Origin of the sequence: Herbidospora galbida, from assembly GCF_005233835.1 — a bacterium.
GTDB classification, from domain to species: Bacteria; Actinomycetota; Actinomycetes; order Streptosporangiales; family Streptosporangiaceae; genus Herbidospora; species Herbidospora galbida.
In genome coordinates this window covers 291,204-310,353 of the sequence record NZ_SZQA01000002.1, presented here as the reverse complement: position 1 = coordinate 310,353, position 19,150 = coordinate 291,204, and the positions used below count along the sequence as shown (strand labels likewise).

General features: G+C 69.9%; 19 protein-coding genes. 5 read left to right on the top strand and 14 right to left on the bottom strand.

All coding sequences use genetic code 11. The annotated features are described in order from the left end of the window. Nucleotides 1–22: 22 nt before the first annotated feature. From FDA94_RS04465 to coaA, 7 genes are all read right to left on the bottom strand, one after another. A complete protein-coding gene (locus FDA94_RS04465) occupies nt 23–481 on the bottom strand; it encodes a holo-ACP synthase (protein ID WP_137245716.1) in 459 nt (152 codons plus the stop codon). After that, entirely contained in the window at nt 478–1,194 is a 717-nt protein-coding gene (locus FDA94_RS04460; RefSeq protein ID WP_137245715.1) for an ABC transporter permease, read from the bottom strand. The genes FDA94_RS04465 and FDA94_RS04460 overlap by 4 nt, the downstream gene beginning before the upstream one ends. Next, complete coding sequence (locus tag FDA94_RS04455) at nt 1,191–2,099, bottom strand: ABC transporter ATP-binding protein (protein ID WP_137245714.1); 909 nt, start codon at nt 2,097–2,099, stop codon at nt 1,191–1,193. The genes FDA94_RS04460 and FDA94_RS04455 overlap by 4 nt, the downstream gene beginning before the upstream one ends. Continuing rightward, nucleotides 2,096–2,962, bottom strand: a complete 867-nt coding sequence (locus FDA94_RS04450) for an ABC transporter permease (RefSeq protein ID WP_137245713.1) — start codon at nt 2,960–2,962, stop codon at nt 2,096–2,098. The genes FDA94_RS04455 and FDA94_RS04450 overlap by 4 nt, the downstream gene beginning before the upstream one ends. Beyond that, nucleotides 2,959–3,849 carry an ABC transporter ATP-binding protein gene (locus FDA94_RS04445; protein WP_137245712.1) on the bottom strand — a complete coding sequence of 297 codons (891 nt, stop codon included), beginning with the start codon at nt 3,847–3,849 and terminating at the stop codon, nt 2,959–2,961. Before FDA94_RS04445 ends, FDA94_RS04450 begins: the two co-directional genes overlap by 4 nt. 53 nt (nt 3,850–3,902) lie before the next feature. After that, nucleotides 3,903–4,859 carry a DUF389 domain-containing protein gene (locus FDA94_RS04440; RefSeq protein WP_137245711.1) on the bottom strand — a complete coding sequence of 319 codons (957 nt, stop codon included), beginning with the start codon at nt 4,857–4,859 and terminating at the stop codon, nt 3,903–3,905. A 69-nt stretch (nt 4,860–4,928) separates the two neighbouring features. After that, entirely contained in the window at nt 4,929–5,852 is a 924-nt protein-coding gene (coaA, locus tag FDA94_RS04435; protein ID WP_137245710.1) for a type I pantothenate kinase, read from the bottom strand. A 60-nt stretch (nt 5,853–5,912) separates the two neighbouring features. Between coaA and glmS the strand changes: the two genes are divergently transcribed. Together glmS and FDA94_RS04425 are read left to right on the top strand one after the other, a co-directional pair. Further along, the gene (glmS, locus tag FDA94_RS04430) at nt 5,913–7,781 is read left to right on the top strand and encodes a glutamine--fructose-6-phosphate transaminase (isomerizing) (protein WP_425460134.1); all 1,869 of its coding nucleotides are present in this window, start codon (nt 5,913–5,915) and stop codon (nt 7,779–7,781) included. A gap of 40 nt (nt 7,782–7,821) precedes the next feature. Next, nucleotides 7,822–9,228, top strand: a complete 1,407-nt coding sequence (locus FDA94_RS04425; protein ID WP_137245708.1) for a PhoX family protein — start codon at nt 7,822–7,824, stop codon at nt 9,226–9,228. A 34-nt stretch (nt 9,229–9,262) separates the two neighbouring features. On the opposite strand, the gene glmM is transcribed toward FDA94_RS04425, so the two are convergent. From glmM to rplM, 3 genes are read right to left on the bottom strand one after another with little or no spacing between them, the layout of a single operon-like run. Continuing rightward, the gene (glmM, locus tag FDA94_RS04420) at nt 9,263–10,594 is read right to left on the bottom strand and encodes a phosphoglucosamine mutase (RefSeq protein ID WP_137245707.1); all 1,332 of its coding nucleotides are present in this window, start codon (nt 10,592–10,594) and stop codon (nt 9,263–9,265) included. A gap of 1 nt (nt 10,595) precedes the next feature. Then, nucleotides 10,596–11,117: a 30S ribosomal protein S9 gene (gene rpsI / locus FDA94_RS04415; RefSeq protein WP_062431430.1), complete on the bottom strand. Its 522-nt coding sequence runs from the start codon at nt 11,115–11,117 to the stop codon at nt 10,596–10,598. 30 nt (nt 11,118–11,147) lie between these two features. Then, complete coding sequence (gene rplM / locus FDA94_RS04410; RefSeq protein ID WP_061295262.1) at nt 11,148–11,591, bottom strand: 50S ribosomal protein L13; 444 nt, start codon at nt 11,589–11,591, stop codon at nt 11,148–11,150. A 395-nt stretch (nt 11,592–11,986) separates the two neighbouring features. On the opposite strand from rplM, the gene FDA94_RS04405 reads away from it, so the two are divergent. The 3 genes from FDA94_RS04405 (at nt 11,987) to FDA94_RS04395 (ending at nt 15,901) form a co-directional block, all read left to right on the top strand. Beyond that, a complete protein-coding gene (locus FDA94_RS04405; RefSeq protein ID WP_170990775.1) occupies nt 11,987–12,568 on the top strand; it encodes a CAP domain-containing protein in 582 nt (193 codons plus the stop codon). A gap of 26 nt (nt 12,569–12,594) precedes the next feature. Then, complete coding sequence (locus FDA94_RS04400; protein ID WP_137245705.1) at nt 12,595–13,314, top strand: hypothetical protein; 720 nt, start codon at nt 12,595–12,597, stop codon at nt 13,312–13,314. Nucleotides 13,315–13,375: 61 nt separating this feature from the next. Beyond that, nucleotides 13,376–15,901, top strand: coding sequence for a hypothetical protein (locus FDA94_RS04395; protein ID WP_137245704.1), 2,526 nt, complete (start codon nt 13,376–13,378; stop codon nt 15,899–15,901). 7 nt (nt 15,902–15,908) lie between these two features. Here FDA94_RS04395 and truA read toward each other — a convergent pair whose 3' ends face one another. The 4 genes from truA to rpsD form a co-directional block, all read right to left on the bottom strand. Continuing rightward, nucleotides 15,909–16,712: a tRNA pseudouridine(38-40) synthase TruA gene (gene truA, locus FDA94_RS04390; protein ID WP_137245703.1), complete on the bottom strand. Its 804-nt coding sequence runs from the start codon at nt 16,710–16,712 to the stop codon at nt 15,909–15,911. A gap of 76 nt (nt 16,713–16,788) precedes the next feature. Beyond that, nucleotides 16,789–17,301, bottom strand: a complete 513-nt coding sequence (gene rplQ / locus FDA94_RS04385; protein WP_137245702.1) for a 50S ribosomal protein L17 — start codon at nt 17,299–17,301, stop codon at nt 16,789–16,791. A gap of 81 nt (nt 17,302–17,382) precedes the next feature. Next, nucleotides 17,383–18,399: a DNA-directed RNA polymerase subunit alpha gene (locus FDA94_RS04380; RefSeq protein ID WP_030451474.1), complete on the bottom strand. Its 1,017-nt coding sequence runs from the start codon at nt 18,397–18,399 to the stop codon at nt 17,383–17,385. 110 nt (nt 18,400–18,509) lie between these two features. Next, entirely contained in the window at nt 18,510–19,136 is a 627-nt protein-coding gene (gene rpsD, locus FDA94_RS04375; protein WP_030451475.1) for a 30S ribosomal protein S4, read from the bottom strand. Nucleotides 19,137–19,150: the final 14 nt, after the last annotated feature.

The window sequence follows — 19,150 nt, the reverse complement described above, 5'->3', positions numbered from 1 at the left end:
CCCGTCGACGGCGGGGGGCCGATCAGCCTTCGGCGATCACGTAGGCGACCGCGAAGCCGCCGTCGTGGCTCAACGACAGGTGCCATCGGCGCACGCCCAGTTCTCCCGCGATCTCCTCGGCCCGCCCGCTGACCATGAGCATCGGCCGGCCGTGGTCGCCGACGACGACCTCGGCCTCGCGGTGGGCCAGGCCCGGCGGGCCGCCCAGGGACTTCGCGACCGCCTCCTTGGCGGCGAAGCGGGCCGCCAAAGACGCCACCGGGACCTCGCGGCCCGCGTCGGCGAAGGTCTCGCCGCAGAGTTCGTCTCCGGCGTGGCCGGTGCACAGCGCACCGGCCTGGCCGGAGACCAGCCCGGTCGAGACCGAGCGGCCCTGGAGTTCGACCTCGGTGAAGAGGCGTTCGCGCAGGGCGGGCCGGCGTTCCAGGGTGGCCGCGAACCGTGCGACGTCCACCAGGTCGACCCCGATACCGACGATCACTCGTCCCCCGTGAGTGAGAGCACCCGTAGCCGCTGACCGGCCCACAGTACCGACCCCACCACGACGATGATCATGGCCGGGACGGCGAAGCTCAGCGCCACCTCCGACTTCAGGAAGGCCGAGGTCGTCACCTGGTCGGCGATCGACTGGGCCCACTGCTGGATGGAGAAACGCCGGGCTCCCGGCACATACCCGCCGATGAGACCTTCCCACACCAACGCGTAGATCACGCCGATGGTGACGGCGTGCCGGGAGACGACTCCGAGGAGGAGGAACACGGCGGCGTAGGCGATCCCGGCGAACAGGGCGCCCAGCGCGAAGCCACTGGCGATGCCCGATTCGGTGCCGATCAGGATGTAGGCCGCCACGTAGGTCGGGATCACCGAGAAGGCCACCATCAGCGAGGCCGCCACGACGAACTTGGTGAGCGCGATCACCGGACGTGAGATCGGCTTCGACATGAGGTGGATGATCGTGCCGTCTTCGATCTCCGGCGCGATCACCCCGGTCCCGGCGATCAGGCCGAGCAGGGGCAGCATGGTGCCGATCGCGAAGGTCCGCATGAGTTCCACGGCGACGCTCTCGTCGCCGCCCCCGATGAAGCGGAACAGCAGGGCGAAGGCGATCAGCGCGATGGGCAGCAGGGCCAGCAGCCAGATCCGCTTGCGGCCCAGCATGGCCCGGTAGGTGATGGACGCGACGACGGTGTTCATGATCGGCCGCTCAGGTAGGAGAAGACGCTTTCCAGGTCTTCGTCGGTCGGGGACACCTGCCACAGGCGGACGCCCAGGTCGCGGGCGAGCCTCGGGAGCTGGTGGGTGAAGCGCCGGAACTCGACGGTGCGGACCTCCAGACCCTGCGGCGTGAACGACACCCCGTCTGAGGCGGTGTCGGCGATCAGCGCGGCCGCCAGCCGCCGGTCGTCGGAGGAGCGCACCCTGAACAGGTGGGGCCGGTCGGTCATCCGCCGCCGGATCTCCCGGTAGTCGCCCGAGGCGGCGTGCCGGCCGGCGACCATGACCTCGATCTGCTGGGCTACCCGTTCGACCTCTTCGAGGATGTGGGAGCTGAACACGATGGTCTTGCCGGCCGCCCCGAGGTCGCGGACCAGGTCCATCAGGTGGAGCCGCTGGCGCGGGTCCATGCCGTTGAACGGCTCGTCGAGCAGCAGCACCGACGGCTCGTGGACGAGCGCCCCCGCGACCTTGATGCGCTGCCGCATGCCCTTGGAATAGGTCTCGATCCGCCGGTCTTTGGCGGCGGCCATGTCGACCTGGGCGATGGCCCGTTCGGCCGCGTCGTCGCCGAGGCCGTGGAGCCGGGCGGCCGACTGCACGAACTGCCACCCGGTGAGGAAGTTGTAGACGCCCTCTTTCTCGGGCACCAGGCCGATCGTGCGGTAGACGTCGTAGTTCTTCCAGATCGGCTTGGCGTCGAGGGTGGCCGTGCCGCCCGACGGCTGGAGGAAACCGGCCATCAGGTGCAGCAGGGTCGACTTCCCGGCGCCGTTGGGGCCGAGCAGGCCGGTCACGCCGGGGCCGATCGTCATCGTCACGTCGTTGACCGCGACGACGTTGCCGTACCACCGGCTGACCTGCCGGATCTCGATCACGCTCATGCGGCCAGCGCCTTCCGGTAGCGGGCGTAGAGCCCGGTGAGGGCCAGGGCCACCACGGCGAGGAGGATCAGCGCCGGCCCCGCCCCGGGCGGGAAGGGCAGACCTTCGGTGGGCTGAGTGCCGAACAGATTGGTCTGTACGGCGTTGACCAGGAAGAACGGGTTGAGCAGGATGCTCCACGACGCGGCGTCGCTGTAGCCCTCGCTCTCGAGCACCCCGGTGAGCACCGCCGAGGCGGCCAGCGTGAACATGTAGAACGCGATCACCGAGGCGACCCCGAGCCCCCGGCGCGGCGTGAAGGACGCCAGCGTCAGCCCGATCGACGTCAGCAGCACCGCGTTGAGCAGCGAACCGCCGAGCGCGGCGAGGTATTCGTGGGTGTGCAGGGGCATCGGCAGGTCGATCAGCAGCTCGCCGATGAACTGCACGGTGAGCGGCACGACCATCAGGATCAGCAGCGCCACGATCATCGCCGCGAGCTTGGCCCCGATGTAGTCGATGATCGTGTTGGGCCGCGACAGGTAGAGCGGGATCACCCGGTGGCGCAGGTCGGGCGCCACCAGCACCGGCGACTGCGCGGCCAGGAAGATCGCGATGACCGGCTGCATGAAGACCGCGTAGTCGGTGTAACTCATCGGCGCCTGCTTCAGCAGCGCCATGATCGCGATCGACACCACGGCCGGGAGCATCATGGCCCCGAACAGCAGGAACGGCATGATCTTCGACTTGAAGGTGCGGCCGAGCCCGAAGGTGCCACGCAGGCTGTGCACGCCCAGCGCGACGGCGGCGGCGCCCCGCCCGAGCCGGGGCCCGTCGTAGTGGCGGTAACCGATGTCGTGAATGACGCCGGTGGGCTGGCTCATCGGAACACATCCTCAATGCGGGCGTGGCGCTGCTCCAGGCGGACCAGGTTGAGATCGAGGTCGACGACCGCGTCTCTGAGCAGGTCGTAGGTCTCGTCGGCGCGCACCTGCACCGTCAGGGAGCGGCCCTCGACGGCGACGGTCTCGCCCGTCTCGGTCAGCCGGGCGGCCAGCTTCTCCAGGCCCTCCTCGACCTCCACGGAGATCACCTGGGACGCCTGGGTGAGCTCGCCGATCGCCGAGGAGCGCAGCAACCGCCCGGCGTCGATGACGATCACGTGGTCGCAGATGCGTTCGAGCTCGCCCAGCAGGTGGGAGCAGACCAGGACGCTGATGCCGAACTCGGTGCCGATCCGGTGGACCAGGCGCAGCATCTCGTCGCGGCCCTGCGGGTCGAGGCCGTTGGTCGGCTCGTCGAGGAAGATGACCTTGGGGTCGTGGACGAGCGCCTGGGCCAGCTTGACCCGCTGCTTCATGCCGGTCGAGTAGCCCCCGATCGGCCGGTAGCGCTCTTCCTGGAGCCCGACGTGGCGCAGCGTGTCGGCGGCCCGTTCGCGGGCCGTGGTGCGCGGCAGGCCGGACATGCGGGCCATGTGGACGACGAACTCGGTGGCGGACTGGTCGGGCGGCAGGCAGTCGTGCTCCGGCATGTAGCCGACGGAGCGCCTGATCTCCTGCCCCTGCGTGGCCGGGTCGAGGCCGAGCACCCGGGCCGAGCCCTCGCTCGCCGGGACCAGCCCGAGAAGGATCTTGATCAGCGTGGACTTGCCCGCGCCGTTGGCGCCCACCAGCCCGGTCACCCCGGCGCCGACGGAGACGGTGAGCCCGTCGAGCGCGGTGACCCGGGGATATCGCTTGGTGAGCGCCTCGGTGGCGAGGATGGTCATGATCGGGACAGTACTCCTTCACCTGTCGACGGGTCGTCGCCCATAAGAACGAGTCATCGGTCAGACCGTGGTCGCGGACCGACTCGTTCGCCGTACTTCCCCCAGAGGAGCCGCTGGGCCAGCAGGGTGAGCGTGCCCGCGATGACCATGCCGAGGATGTTCACCCCGAGCTGCAGCGCCGCCTGCCCGACCTCGGCCCACTCGCCGAGGGCGACCGCGACGGCGGCGTATCCGGCGGCCGGCACGGTGGTGACCGAGATGAACACCCCGACCAGCGACGACGACTTCCCGGCCGTGATCGACAGCACTCCGGCGATCCCAGCCAGCAGGGCGACGATGAACGACCACCGGTCGGGTTTGACGATGAAGTTGACCTCTTCGGTGTTCCCCTCGGCGATCATCGCCGGTTCGATCCAGCCGAGCCCCCGGGCCACCAGCGCGCAGGCCAGGGTGACCGCGATGGCCGCGGCGAACCCGATGACCAGGTTGCGGACCGCGGCCCCGATCAGCCCGTACTCCCGCTGCATGAGCCCGAAGCAGACGGCCGCGATCGGCCCGAACTCGGGCCCGAGCACCATCGCCCCGACGATCAGGATCGGCGAGTTGAGCAGCACCCCGATCGCGGCGAGCTGCGTGGCGATGGCGAGGAAGACGACGAACGCCCACGTCATGCGACTGTCGTCGGCCACCCGTGCGGCGAGTTCCTCCCAGACCACAGCGTCGTCGCCCTCGCCGGGCGCCTCCTCACGGGCCCGGTCGGCGGCCTCGGAGATCGCGATGTCGATCTTCTCGACCGCGATCGACCCGCTGCTCTCGATCCCGAGGCCACGCAGGCTCTCGATGACCCCGTTGGCGGCCTCCCGGGCGACGTCGAACTCGACGAGATCACCCTCGGGAGATCGCGCGACCCCGGCGAGAACCACGAGGTTGGTGACCCCCGTCGCTTCCCTCAGGCACCCCACGACCGCGTCGGTGACCGGGGCGGGGCTGATGACCCGAATGTGCAGCACGCGACCGATTATGGCCGCAGGCGTCGAACGCGGTTTCGCATCCGCCGGAACCTGTGGAAAACCTTCACATCAGACCCGCCTCAACCGGATCCTTCTGATCGAGTGGTCGGGCCCCTTCTGGAGGATGAGCCCCGCCCGCCCGCGCGTGGGAGCGATGTTCTCCACCAGGTTGCGCTCGTTGATGTCGCGCCACACGTTCCGCGCGAAGACGGTCGCCTCGTCCTCCGACAGTTCCGCGATGTGCCTGAAGTAGGACTTCGGGTCGGAGAAGGCGGTGCGCCGGAGCTTGTGGAAACGGTCGACGTACCAGCCTCGGATGTCTTCCACCCGGGCGTCGACGTAGATCGAGAAGTCGAAGTAGTCGTTCACCGCCAGCGCCGTGGGCGGTGCCGGCTGCAGGACGTTCAGGCCCTCGACGATCAGGATGTCGGGGCTTTTCACCACCTGCCGGGCGCCCGGCACGACGTCGTATTCGAGGTGGGAGTAGACCGGGGCGTGCACCTCGGACCGGCCGCGCTTCACGTCGGCCACGAACTTGACCAGGGCCCGCCGGTCGTAGCTCTCGGGGAAGCCCTTGCGGTGCATGATGTCGCGCTCGGCGAGGATCGCGTTGGGGTAGAGGAAGCTGTCGGTGGTGATCAGGTCGACGCGCGGGTGCTCGGGCCAGCGGGCGAGCAGAGTGTGCAGCAACCGTGCCGTGGTCGACTTGCCGACCGCGACGCTGCCGGCGATGCCCAGGATGTAGGGAGGCGGCGCGGCGTCGTCGCCGAGGAAGGTGCTGACGGCGGCCCCGCGCTGGCGGGCGCCGGTGAAGTGAAGGTTCAGCAGCCGGGTCAGCGGCAGGTAGATATCGGTCACTTCGGCCAGATCGATGGGGTCGTCGACCCCCCTGAGCTCTTCGAGTTCGGCCTCGGTGAGCGTCATCGGCGTATTGCGCCGCAGCTCACCCCACTGGGCCCGGCTCAGCTCGACATACGCGTCCCGATCCGCCACGACGCCCAACCCTACCCCGATCTTGACCGCCGGTGGAGTTTCCAGGACTGGCGAAAAGGAATGTTCTGTCCCATACGTGATTGGGGGCGAACTATGTGCGGGATTGTCGGATACGTGGGTTCACGTCTCGCCATCGACGTCGTCGTCGACGGCTTGGCCCGGTTGGAGTACCGGGGCTACGACTCGGCGGGGATCGCCCTGGTCAACGGGAAGCTGAGCGTACAGAAGAGAGCCGGGAAGCTCGCCAATCTCCGGGCCGCGCTGGCCGAGAGCTCGCTCGTCGAGGCCACCGTCGGCATCGGGCACACCCGCTGGGCCACCCACGGGGCCCCGACCGACCAGAACGCCCACCCCCACACCGACTGTCCCGCCCAGGTCGCGGTCATCCACAACGGCATCATCGAGAACTTCGCCGCCCTCCGGGCCGGCCTGGCCGAGAAGGGCCACATCCTGGCCTCCGACACCGACACGGAGGTCGTCGCCCACCTCATCGAGGACGAACGGGCCACCGGCGCGGGCCTCGCCGAGGCGATGCGCCGCGTCTGCCGGCGGCTGGAGGGCGCGTTCACCCTGCTCGCGGTGGACACCGCCGAACCCGACCTGGTCGTCGGGGCGCGCCGCAACTCGCCGCTGGTCGTCGGCCGGGGCGTCGGGGAGAACTTCCTGGGCTCCGACGTGTCCGCCTTCATCGCGCACACCCGCCGCGCCATCGAACTGGGCCAGGACCAGGTCGTCGAACTGCGCGCCCACGACGTCACGATCACCGACTTCGACGGCATACCGGTCTCCTGCCGCGAGTTCGTCGTCGACTGGGACGCGACGGCCGCCGAGAAGGGCGGCCACGACCACTTCATGCTGAAGGAGATCGCCGAACAGCCCCGCGCGATCGCCGACACGCTTCTCGGCCGGGTCGACGAACAGGGCCGGCTGCGGCTCGACGAGGTCAGGCTCCCGCTCGGCACGGTCGACAAGATGATCATCGTGGCCTGCGGCACCAGCTACCACGCCGGACTGATCGCCAAGCACGCGGTCGAACGCTGGGCCGGGCTGCCCTGCGAGGTCGAGCTGGCCAGCGAGTTCCGCTACCGCGACCCCATCCTGAGCTCCGGCACGCTGATCGTGGTGATCTCCCAGTCGGGCGAGACCATGGACACCCTGATGGCGCTGCGGCACGCCCGCGAACAGGGCTCCGCCGTGCTGGCGATCTGCAATGTGAACGGCTCGACCATCCCGCGCGAGGCCGACGCGGTGATCTACACCCACGCCGGGCCGGAGATCGCGGTCGCCTCGACGAAGGCCTTCCTGACCCAGCTCGTCGCCTGCTACCTGATGGCCCTCTACCTGGCGCAGCGCCGCCGGACCCTCCCCGACGAGGAGATCGCCGGCATCCTCGCCCGCCTCTCGAAGGCCCCCGCCGACGTGGAGGCGGTGCTGACCACCGTCGAGCCGGTACGCGAACTCGCCCGCACGCTGAAGAACCAGCGCTGCGTCCTGTTCCTCGGACGCCACGTCGGCTACCCGGTGGCCATGGAGGGCGCGCTGAAACTCAAGGAGCTGGCGTACATGCACGCCGAGGGCTTCGCGGCCGGGGAACTGAAGCACGGCCCGATAGCCCTGATCGAGGAGGGCCTGCCGGTCGTCGTCGTGGTCCCGTCGCCGAAGGGCGAACCGACCCTGCACGGCAAGATCGTCTCCAACATCCAGGAGATCCGCGCCCGGGGCGCGATGACCGTCGTCGTCTGCGAGGACGGCGACACGGCCGTCGAACCCTACGCCGACGCGCTGATCCGCGTCCCGGCCGTCCCGACGCTCCTGCAACCGCTGGTCACGACGGTTCCCCTGCAGGTCTTCGCCTGCGAGCTCGCCAGCGCCAAGGGCCTGGACGTCGACCAGCCCCGCAATCTCGCCAAGTCCGTGACGGTGGAATGAGATTAATGTGACATGAACGGCGAATGACCAGGGAGCCCTCATGGATCGACGTTCGTTCATCACCGGCAGCGCCGGGATCGCCCTGTTAGGCGGCCCCTTCGCCGGGGTCGCCGCGGCCGGCGCCCGGCCCACACGCGTCCACGGAGCCGACTACGGCCCGCTGGCCCCCGTCGCCGACCTGCGCGACGGCGTGGTCCGCCTCGAACTGCCGAAGGGGTTCGCCTACCGGTCGTTCAACCCCGCGGGCAGCGCCTTCACCCAGGGCGGCCTCACCCCGGGCCGCCACGACGGCATGGCCGCCTTCTCCGGGCCGCGCGGCACCGCGATCCTGGTGCGCAATCACGAGGTCAACGGCCCGGTCGGGGCCTTCGGCGACGTGGCCGCCGCCTACGACCCGGCGGCCGGCGGCGGCTGCGCCACGCTCACCGTCACGCGGTTCGGCGAGGTCGTCAGCTCGGGCGTGTCGCTGAACGGCACCCAGATGAACTGCTCCGGCGGGCCCATGCCGTGGGGAGCCTGGGTGACCTGCGAGGAGACCGTCAACGGGCCCGACGTCGGCAACGACTTCACCGGCGCCGACAACACGCTGCTCAAGCAGAAGCACGGCTACATCTTCGAGGTGCCGCTGCGGCGGAGCGCATCACGTACACCCATCAGGAAGGCCGGTCGGTTCGCCCACGAATCGGCGGCCTTCGACCCCGGCAGCGGCGCCATTTACCTGACCGAAGACAACTTCGGCTTCCCCTCGGGCTTCTACCGCTACCTGGCGCCCAAGCACCCCGGCCGGGCGGGCCGGATCCTCGACGGTGGCCGGCTCCAGATGCTCGCGGTGAAGCGCAGCCCGCGCGCCGACCTGTCGGTGGGGCTCGCGCCGGGCTCGATCTGGGAGACCACCTGGGTCGACATCGACGACCCCGACCCGACGTTCACCACGAAACCCACCAACGACCAGGCCATCCAGTACGTCGGCAACCAGGGCCGCGACCAGGGCGCGGCGCTGTTCTCCCGGCTCGAAGGGGCCGTGTACGACAACGGCGTCATCTACTTCGTCTCGACCCAGGGCGGCGCGACCGCACCCGGCGAGACGCCCCCGTCGGGGTTCGGCAAGGGCCGGGGCCAGGTCTTCGCCCACGACACCCGTTCCGGGCGGCTGCGCCTGATCTACGAGTCGCCCTCGTCGCTGGCGCTCGACCTGCCCGACAACATCACCACGAGCAAGCACGGCACGCTGGTCCTGTGCGAGGACGGCGACGGCGGCAACTACCTGCGCGGCCTCACCCGGCGCGGCCAGATCTTCGACTTCTCGCGGCTGGTCGGCACCGACGGGGGCGCGGAGTTCGCCGGGGCCTCGTTCGGTCCGGGCTCTCACACCCTGTACGTCAATGTGCAGTCGTCCCAGGGCCTGTCGTTCGCCATCTGGGGACCATGGCACAAGGGCGGCTTCTGAGAGATCAGAAACCGCCCTCGCAAGATGGCCTAGTTCATCCGCAGGTGACTCGGACGACCTCGGCCAGTCGATCTGCCATCTCCGTCGCCTGGTCGTGCGAGGCCGCCTCGACCATGACGCGGATCATCGGCTCGGTTCCGCTCGGCCGGATCAGCACCCGGCCGGTGTCGCCGAGTTCCAGTTCGGCCTGCGCGACCGCCGCCAGCAGGGCGGCGGCGCCCGCGCGGTTCTTGTCGACGTTCTTCACGTTGACGAGGACCTGCGGCAGCTTCGTCATCACCGAAGCCAGCTCGGCCAGCGGCTTGCCCGAACGGGCCACCGCCGCGAGCAGGTGGAGCGAGGTCAGCAGGCCGTCGCCGGTGGTCGCGTGGTCGAGCATGATGACGTGCCCCGACTGCTCACCGCCGAAGGTGAAGCCGTCTTCGCGCATGCGCTCCAGCACGTAGCGGTCGCCGACGGCCGTCTCGACGACCGTCACCCCCGCCTCGCGCATGGCCAGCTTGAAGCCCAGGTTGGACATCACCGTGGCGACGACCGTGTCCTTGGCCAGGCGGCCCTCGGCGCGCATCGCCATCGCGAGGATCGCCATGATCTGGTCGCCGTCGATCTCGGCGCCGTCGGCGGTCACCGCAAGGCAGCGGTCGGCGTCGCCGTCGTAGGCGATGCCCACGTCGGCCCTGCGCGCCAGCACCGCCTCACGCAGCGGGCCCAGGTGGGTGGAGCCCACGCCGTCGTTGATGTTGAGGCCGTCGGGGGCGGTGCCGATCGTCTCGACCTCGGCCCCGGCGCGCAGCAGCGCCTCGGGGGCGACCATGTGCGCGGCGCCGTGGGCGCAGTCGACGACGACCCGCAGACCGTCGAGACGGTGCGGCAGGGAACTGAGGACGTGGGAGACATAGCGTTCGGTCTCGCCGTACGCCTCCCGGACCCGGCCCACGGCCGCGCCGACGGGACGTTCCCACTTCTCCCCGAGACGCCGTTCGATCTCGTTCTCCACCACGTCGGGCAGCTTGAAGCCGTGGCGGTTGAGGAACTTGATGCCGTTGTCGGGCGCCGGGTTGTGCGAGGCCGAGAGCATGACACCGAGGTCGGCTCCCAGCTCAGGGGTCAGATGAGCGACCGCCGGGGTGGGCAGCACGCCGAGACGGAGCACGTCCATGCCAGACGACGCGAGGCCGGCGACCACAGCGGCTTCGAGGAATTCCCCCGAAGCGCGCGGGTCCCGGCCTACGACGGCGAGCGGGCGGCTCCTCCCGGCATCGCGCAGGACGTGCGCGGCGGCCACGGACAGGTCCATGGCCAGCTCGGCGGTGAGGTCGCGACCCGCGACCCCACGTACCCCGTCGGTGCCGAAGAGGCGGCCCAACTTAACGCTTGCTGTACTGCGGAGCCTTACGGGCCTTCTTGAGGCCGTACTTCTTCCGCTCCGTGGCGCGGGCGTCACGGGTGAGGAAGCCGGCCTTCTTCAGCGGCGGCCGGTTGGTCTCCGCGTCGAGGATCGCCAGCGCGCGGGACAGGCCCATGCGCAGGGCGCCGGCCTGGCCGGTCACGCCGCCGCCGTCGATGCGGGCGATGACGTCGAACTGCTCCTCGGCGCCGAGCACCACGAAGGGCTCGTTGACGATCTGCTGGTGGACCTTGTTCGGGAAGTAGACGTCGATGCTACGACCGTTGATCGTCCACTTGCCGGTGCCCGGAACGATGCGGACACGGGCCACGGCCTCCTTGCGGCGGCCGGTGCCGTACGAGTTGCCCGTGGTGACGGGCTTGCGCACGGGGGCGTCGGCGGCGGGAGCCGACTCGGTGGTGTACTCGGACGGGAATTCCTCGCCCGCGAAGTCCTCGACTTCGCCCTCGACGAGCGTCTCGGTACCGGTGGTCTCAGCCACGGTTCTCCTCTTAACTTTCCTGGCTCGGCGTTACTGGGCGATCTGAGTGATCTCGAAGGGCACCGGGCTCTGCGCCTGGTGCGGGTGCTCCGGACCGGCGTAGACCTTGAGCTTCTTGGCCATCTTCCGGCCGAGGGCGTTCTTGGGCAGCATGCCCTTGACGGCCTTCTCGACGGCCCGGTCGGGACGCTTCTCCATCAGCTCGCCGTAGCTGACCGAGCGCAGACCGCCCGGGTAGCCGGAGTGGCGGTAGGCCTTCTTCTGCGCCAGCTTGTTGCCGGACAGGTGGATCTTGTCGGCGTTGACGATGATCACGAAGTCGCCGGTGTCGACGTGGTTCGCGAAGATCGGCTTGTGCTTGCCACGGAGCAGGACCGCGACGTGACTTGCCAGCCGGCCGAGAACGACGTCGGTGGCGTCGATGACGTACCACTGACGCTCGACGTCGTTGGGCTTCGGGGTGAACGTGCTCACGGCAGTGCCTTCTGTCGGATGATGAACACACGGAGGTTGTGAGGGCACACAGCGGCACAACCTTCCGTCTCCACACATACGGGAGATGACGCCGGACGCGCCGTGTTCAGTCAGCGAAGGACTGAAGCACACACAACGATCCACCACCATACCCGCCGCCGCCGACTTGAGCAAAACGCAACGGTCCAAAACGGAGCGCTTACTCCGCTGCCCTGATCTGCGGGTCAGCTACCCATCCGGTCTCTCCATTCTCATTTTCAACAGGCTCTCGGATCCCTATATTTGGCTGCGGTATGTGGCAGAACCCTCACAACCGGCATTCCCAGCCAAGCGCCCGACGCGGGACGCTGCTGGGCGTTCTGGCATGCGTCCTGGCGGTCCTGGTCTTAGGCATCGTGATCGGCCGGATCACCGTGCTCGGCAACGGCTCCAGTGAGGTCTACCTGCGCGACAACCAGCCGGCCGCCAAGGCGACCCCGTCGCCGCCGCCCCGCCACCGTCCCGGGCTGGTCCCGGTCGCACCCGTGGGCGGCGAGGAGTCGGTGGCCTCCTCCGGAGGCGCGGCCGACAGGAGGCCGCCCCAGGTCAGCAGCCACGTGGCCGAGCTCGAAGAGAACGTGGTGTTCTTCGTCAACGAGGCCCGCGCCAGGGCCGGCTGCCCCAAGCTGCGGATCGACCCCCGCCTGGTGGCCTCGGCCCGGCAGCACTCCGCCGAGATGGCGGCGACCGGGAAGTTCGTCCACGAGTCGCCCGACGGCGCCAGCCCCTGGGATCGCATGACCCGCGCCGGCTACCGGCTGGGCGGCGCCGAGAACATCGCCAAGGGCTACCGGAACGCCGCCGACGCGGTGAAGAGCTGGCTGAACAGCCCCTCCCACCGGCGCAACATCCTCAACTGCCAGCTGACCGTGACCGGGGTCGGCGTCACCCTCGAACCCGGCGGGCCGTGGTGGACGCAGGACTTCGGGTATTCCTGACCCGGTCTGCGGTTAATCTCAAGGTCATGGGTTCCCCCGCCAGACGCCGGTTCGCCGGCGCCGTCCCCGCCGGTCTGGTCGCCACCCTCCTCGTCGGCCTGCTGTCCGGCTGCTCCGACGGCGCCGCCGCGCCCGCCGCCACCGCTTCGGCCTCGCCCAAGCCGAGCCTGCCCGTCGCCCCCGGAGGCACGTTCGGGTACGCCGCCGCGCGCGAGACCGACCCCGATCCGCTCACCCTGAACGAGATCTTCGGCCGCAGCCGCTTCAAGAGCAAAGGCCGCTCCTACAAGATGACCGTCCGGGAGATGGAGAAGAAGGACTGCAAGAACGCGGTCACCGGCGAGAAGCTGCAGAAGGCCCTGAAGGCGGCCGGCTGCAACCAGCTCGCCCGCGCCAGCTTCCACGACGCCAAGGGCACCGTGATCGGCACCGTCGGCGTCGCCAACCTGAAGACCAGCAAGGGCGCCAAGAGCGTCGCCGGGGCCGGCGCGGGCAAGGAACGCAAGGACTACCTGAAGCCGCTCGCGGGCGACGACGACCACACCAAGGAGCTCGGCGACGGCGAGGCCTATGCCGGCGGCTGGACCCACGGGCATTATGCGATTCTGCTCTGGTTCCAGTTCAAAGACGGCCACGAACCGAAGAAAGCCGAGCTCAAGCGCCTATACCAGGCTGCCGTAGACATCACCGACGCCACGGTGTTCCCCGCGCTCGACACCAGGTCAGTGCGGGGTGGCCGCGGCTAGCAAAATGCGGAAACGCCCATAGCGGCACGACGATCTCGCGTGCGCCGATACGCTTCCGGGTATGCGTGGCCAGGATTCCGCCTCCGAGCACGACCACGAGGGCAAGGTGCCCCCGCCCAGTTTCGGGCAGTCGGCTCGTGACGAGAACTACCCGCAGCCCGGAGAGGGCTCCGGCAACGGCTGGTTCGCCGTCCCGACGACCCGCCCTGCCCAGCCGGAGTGGCCACCCGCTCCCGCCGCCCCTCCCGCCGAGCCCCCGACGTGGCCCCCGGCCCCGGCTCGCGAGCCCGAAGATTCCGGCGGCTGGTTCGCCCCCGAAGGCGCGGAACGCTCCGACGAACCCGGCTCGACCTGGCCGGCGCCCCGCTCGTGGCAGCCGCCCGCGCCGGTGACCGAGCACACCCCCGAGGCTCCCCCGACGGGCCACTTCGGCTTCCCGAAGGCCTCGCCCGACCCGCAGTCCGCCTGGCCCCCTCCGGCCTACGACCCGCAGACCGAAGAGACGCGCGACCCGAGGGCCCCGTGGCCGGTCCCCACCGCCCCCGAGCCCGAGGCGCCCCAGGAGGCCCCGCCCGCCTGGCCCGCCTACGACCCGCAGACCGAGGAAACGCGCGACACCCGCTCGGCCTGGCCCGCCCCCGCGCACCCCGAGAACGACACCCGATCAGCCTGGCCCACCCCCGCGCAGCCCGAACCCGAGAACGACACCCGATCAGCCTGGCCTGGCCCTGCGCAGCCCGAAGCCGAGAACGACACCCGCTCGGCCTGGCCCACCCCCGCGCAGCCCGAGCCCGAGAACGACACCCGATCAGCCTGGCCGGCCCCCGTCTACGACCCCGGAACCGAGGAGACGCGCGACTCCCGCGCCGCCTGGCCGCCGATCCCGCCGAAACCCGACGCCGAGCCGCAGCTGCCGGAAGGCGACACCCGGTCCGCCTGGGTTCCCGTCTCCGAAGGCGACGTCGACACGCAGGACACGCGGGGCGCCTGGCCCCCGCCCGTCTACGCGCCGGACACCGAGGAGACCCGCGACCGCGACGCCGCCTGGCCGGTGCCCGCCTACGATCCGGAGACCGAGGAGACCCGCGACCACGGCAAGGCCGGTTCGTGGCCGCCCGCCCCGGCCCAGGAATGGCCCGGCTGGCCCGCCGCACCGACCGCGGAGCCGACGCCGGTGGAAGAGCCCACCGGTGTGGACGCCACCACCTCCGGCCTCCCCCCGCTCCCCGAGTGGCCCGCCGACGAGAGCGAGCGCCCCGGCGAGCCGGGCGACATCGCCGTCTGGCCGCCGCGCCTTCCAGTCGAGGAGTCCGCCGCCCCCGGCGAGCCGGTCGAGTCCCACGACGACCCGCCCGTCTACCCGCGCCACTGGCCCGCGGCCGCCCACGCGGCCGGGTCTCCCGCCGAGCCCGACACGGGCGTGGCCACCGTCCCGGGCGACCGCCCCGAGGCCACGCCGTGGCCGCCCGCGCAGCAGTGGGCCAGCGACACCGGCACCCCGTGGCCGTCGGCCGCGATCCCCGACGAGGAGCCCGCCGAGACGACGATCCCCCGCGAGGAGCAACCGGCCTTCCAGGCGTTCGACCCGGCCGTCCAGGAGAGCCCGCAAGCGTTCGGCGCGGTGAACGGGACCGCGGCCGACGTCCCCACCGATCCGGAGATGCCGTTGCAGAAGGTCGACCCCCAGCCGGAGCAGACGCAGGAGAACCTGTTCACTCCCCCCGTGCCGCCGGCCGCCCCGGCGTCTCCGGGGCGAGGGTTCGAGAGCCTGGGCGCCGCGCCGGTGACCGAGGGGATCGTCCATCCGCCGCTGCCCAAGGGCTACCGCCCGGCCGAGGCCGCCCCGATCACCGAGGTGCCCGTCAGGAAGAAGGGCGGCGGCGTCAAGAAGGTGCTGCTGGCCGGCGGCTCCCTCGTCGTGATCGCGGCCATCGGGGCCTCGGCCTACATGGCCTACGCGGGCGAAGACGAGCCGGCCAACGAGGCAGCCGCTCCCCCGGTGACCAACGCCCCGGCCGCCCCCGGCGGCGAGGCCGACCCGGCCCCGACGGTCGAGGCGGCGATGCTCGACTCGGAGACGACCGACCCCCGCAAACTGACGATCAACGAGGCCTTCCCCGACGCGAAGATCAGCGTGAACGGCCGCACCTTCAAGCGCGTCAAGGTCAACGTCACCGACGACTGCGCCTCGGCCGCCGCCGGCGCGTTCGCCCAGTCCCTGTCGGAGAACGACTGCCGCCGGGTGCTCCGCGCGACCTACGTCGACGGCAAGAAGCAGTACGCCGTCACCACCGGCATAGCCGTACTCCCCACCAAGGACGCCGCTCTGGCCGTCGACCAGACCAAGAACCTCGGCAGCAACCTGTGGTTCCGCGGCCTCAACGGCGACCCCGACTCGGGCGCCGACAGGGTGGCCATCAGCGGAGGCTACGCGGCGGGCATGGTCTGGGGCCGCTACATCGTCTTCAGTTACGCCACCTACGCCGACGGCCACACCCCGGCCGAGAAGGAAAAGGACCTCGGCCCGGTCAGCGGCGCCTTCCGCGACCAGACCGCCGAGATCATCGAGAAGCGCGTCACCGGTTAGATGGCGGTCACGTGCTGAGCGTGCGCACCCGGCGGGTCATCTCCGCCCGGCCCGCGAGTTCCGCGTCCGCCGGGTACCGGACCTCCTCCAAGGTCAGGCCCAGAGCCGGTGCCACGTGGACGCCCGAATCGCGTACCGCGCGGCGGAGGACCTCGCCCGGCCACTCGATGGGCTGGCGGCCGTCCCCGACCATGAGCAGGGAGCCCACCAGCGCCCTGACCATCGAGTGGCAGAAGGCGTCGGCGACCACTGTCGCCGTCAGGAACGTCTCGCCCTGCTCCCACGACAGCCGCTGGAGCTCGCGGATCGTCGTCGCCCCCTCGCGCTTCTTGCAGAAGGCCGCGAAGTCGTGTTCGCCCAGCAGGGCCGCCGAGCCGGCGTTCAGGAGCCCGACGTCGAGGCGCCGGTTGTACCAGAGGACGTCTTTGCGCCGCAGCGGGTCGACTCCCCCGGCGTTGTCGCTCACGCGGTAGCCGTACCGGCGGGACATGGCCGAGAAGCGGGCGTCGAAGCCGGGCGGGGCGACGCTGACGCGGTTCACCCGCACGTCGGGCGTCAGCACCCCCGCGAGCCGCCGGAGCAGCATGGCGGGCTCCTCGACGTCGTCGGCCAGGTCGACGTGGGCGACCTGGCCCCGCGCGTGCACGCCGGCGTCGGTGCGGCCCGCCACGGTCAGGGACGGGGGTTCGGGCAGGCGCAGGATGCGGCCCAGGGCGGCTTCGAGCTCTCCCTGGACGGTACGCCTGCCGGGCTGCTTGGCCCATCCCGAGAAGTCGGTCCCGTCATATCCCAGATCGAGCCGCAGCCGCATCGACAAACCCCTTTGGTGAAAAAGAAACGGGTCCAGTGTCCCGTGGGGACACCGGACCCGGCTGAAACCCGAAGGATCAGGCCTCGTCGTCCTTCTTGGCCTCGGTCTCGGTGACCTCGGCCTCGTCGGCGGAAGCCTCCGCCTTGGTCTCCTCGACCTCGTCGGCCTTGGGCTCCGGCGCCGGGGCGGCGGCGGGCTCGGGGGCCTTGCGGGTCGTGGTGACGGCGTTCAGCGGCTCGGTGACGAGCTCGATGACGGCCATGGGAGCGGCGTCACCCTTACGCTGACCGATCTTGGTGATCCGGGTGTAGCCACCGGGACGCTCCGCGAAGGTGGGGGCGATCTCGGTGAAGAGGTGGTGGACGACGCCCTTGTCACGGACGACGGTCAGCACCTGGCGACGGTTGTGGATGTCGCCCTTCTTCGCCTTGGTGATCAGCCGCTCCGCCAGCGGGCGCAGGCGCTTGGCCTTGGCCTCGGTGGTCTTGATCTTCCCGTGCTGGAAAAGCTGCGTCGCGAGGTTCGACAGGATCAGCTTCTCGTGCGCCGGGGAGCCACCGAGACGGGCGCCTTTGGTGGGCTTGGGCATGACATGCTCCTTTGGATAACCCGCCCCGGCCGTATCAGGTACCGGGGTCGGGCCGATCTAAATGATCGTTCTAGCGGAAGATCAGTACTGCTCGGTCTCGATGAAGCCGCCGTCCTCGTCGTCGTAGCCGCCACCGGCGACAGCGGACGGGTCGAATCCGGGCGGGCTGTCCTTGAGCGCGAGACCCATCTCGTGCAGCTTCTGCTTGACCTCTTCGATGGACTTCGCGCCGAAGTTGCGGATGTCCAGCAGGTCCTGCTCGCTGCGCGCGACGAGCTCGCCCACGGTGTGGATGCCCTCGCGCTTGAGGCAGTTGTAGGACCGGACCGTGAGGTTGAGCTCCTCGATCGGCAGCGCCAGGTCGGCCGCCAGGGCGGCGTCGGTCGGCGACGGGCCGATGTCGATGCCCTCGGCCTCGACGTTGAGCTCACGGGCCAGGCCGAAGAGCTCGACGAGGGTCTTGCCGGCCGAGGCCACCGCGTCGCGGGGCTTCATGCACGGCTTGGTCTCGACGTCGAGGATCAGCCGGTCGAAGTCGGTGCGCTGCTCGACACGCGTCGCCTCGACCTTGTAGGTGACCTTGAGCACCGGCGAGTAGATCGAGTCGATCGGAATGCGGCCGATCTCCTGGCCGGGCTGCTTGTTCTGGGCGGCGGAGACGTAGCCGCGACCGCGCTCGACGGTCAGCTCCATCTCCAGCTTCGCCTTGCCGTTCAGCGTGGCGATGTGGAGGTCGGGGTTGTGCACCTCGACACCGGCCGGGGGCGCGATGTCGGCGGCGGTGACCTCACCGGGGCCCTGCTTGCGCAGGTACATGACCACCGGCTCGTCGTGCTCGGAGGAGACGACCAGGTTCTTGAGGTTCAGGATGATGTCGGTGACGTCTTCCTTGACCCCGGGAACGGTCGAGAACTCGTGGAGCACACCCTCGATGCGGATGGAGGTCACGGCCGCGCCCGGAATGGACGACAGCAGCGTGCGCCGCACGGAGTTGCCGATGGTGTAACCGAAGCCCGGCTCCAGCGGCTCGATGACGAACTTGGACCGGTGCTCCTCGAGGGACTCCTCGACGAGACTGGGACGCTGTGCGATGAGCATGCGTGATTCCCTTCACAGACGGCGGCGCCCGCTATTTGACGCCACTCGACAACAACCATGATGCCGCACGATCCGGTCAAACCGGACCATGCGGCATCAAGGAGCACTACTTACTTGGAGTAGAGCTCGACGATGAGCTGCTCCTGGACCAGCGTGTCGATCTGCTGGCGGACCGGGAGCTGGTGCACGAGCACCCGCATGGCCTCGGGAGCGACACCCAGCCACGCCGGGACGGTCTTGTCACCGGCGGTGGCGCGGGCCACCTCGTAGGGCATGAGGTTGCGCGACTTCTCGCGGATCTCCACGATGTCGTGCTCACGCACGCGGTAGGAGGGGATGTCCACCTTCTTGCCGTTCACGGTCACGTGACCGTGGCGGACCTGCTGGCGGGCGGCGTCGCGCGACTCGGCGAAACCGGCGCGGTAGACCACGTTGTCGAGACGGCTCTCCAGGATCTGGAGGAGGTTCTCGCCGGTCTTGCCGGACTTGCGGTTGGCTTCCTCGTAGTAGTTCCGGAACTGCTTCTCGAGGATGCCGTAGATGCGGCGGGTCTTCTGCTTCTCACGAAGCTGGAGCTGGTACTCAGACTCCTTCGGCCGACCGCGACCGTGCTCACCCGGGGGGTAAGGACGGATCTCGATGGGGCACTTCGCGGACTCACACTTCTTGCCCTTGAGGAAGAGCTTGGTCTTCTCGCGGCGGCAAAGCTTGCAGTCCGCACCCGTGTAACGAGCCATTTTCTCTTATCTCC